The sequence below is a fragment of the Flavobacterium sp. FPG59 genome, from assembly GCF_002150205.1.
In the GTDB taxonomy this organism is placed as follows: Bacteria; Bacteroidota; Bacteroidia; order Flavobacteriales; family Flavobacteriaceae; genus Flavobacterium.
Genome location: NZ_MTCA01000415.1, coordinates 1 through 699, shown reverse-complemented (window position 1 = coordinate 699; position 699 = coordinate 1). Strand labels below are relative to the sequence as shown.

The following is a 699-nucleotide window of genomic DNA, read 5'->3' as shown; positions in this document are numbered from 1 at the left end:
GGAGTGATGGTAGCCACAGTTGGAGCATTGTTATTGTCGATAATGGTACCCGTAGCCGAAGCAGCTCCAGAGGCAATACTAAAGTTTTCATTTACTTCGTCAATCGCATCAGTAGTCGTTGGTACCGAAACAGTTCCCGTAGTAGCACCAGCAGGCACCGTTACCGTCACGTCTGTAGTCGTGTAATCTGCACTTCCAGCAGTTCCATTTGTTAGAACAAAAGTATAAGTTGTATCTACCGCCGATGGGTTGCTTAGTGTAAAGTTGAAAACCACATTCGATCCTTCAGTAGCCGAAGCCGGAGCAATCGTTGCTACAGTAGGAGCATTGTTATTGTCGATAATCGTACCCGTAGCCGAAGCAGCTCCAGAGGCAATACTAAAGTTTTCAGTTACTTCATCAATAGCATCTACCGTTGTAGGTACCGAAACGGTTCCAGTAGTAGCACCAGCAGGCACCGTTACCGTAACGTCTGTAGTCGTGTAATCTGCACTTCCAGCAGTTCCATTTGTTAGAACAAAAGTATAAGTTGTATCTACAGCCGATGGGTTGCTTAGTGTAAAGTTGAAAACCACATTCGATCCTTCGGTAGCCGAAGCCGGAGTGATCGTTGCCACAGTAGGGGCGTTGTTATTGTCGATAATGGTACCCGTAGCCGAAGCAGCTCCAGTGGCAATACGAAAGTTGGCAGTTTCTTCG

Annotated in this window: 1 protein-coding gene; it reads right to left on the bottom strand. The window is 46.6% G+C overall.

Annotated features, from left to right (window positions below):
- Positions 1 to 699, bottom strand: a 699-nt coding sequence (locus FPG59_RS16375; protein WP_303393808.1) for a Calx-beta domain-containing protein, incomplete at both ends; no start/stop codon positions are given.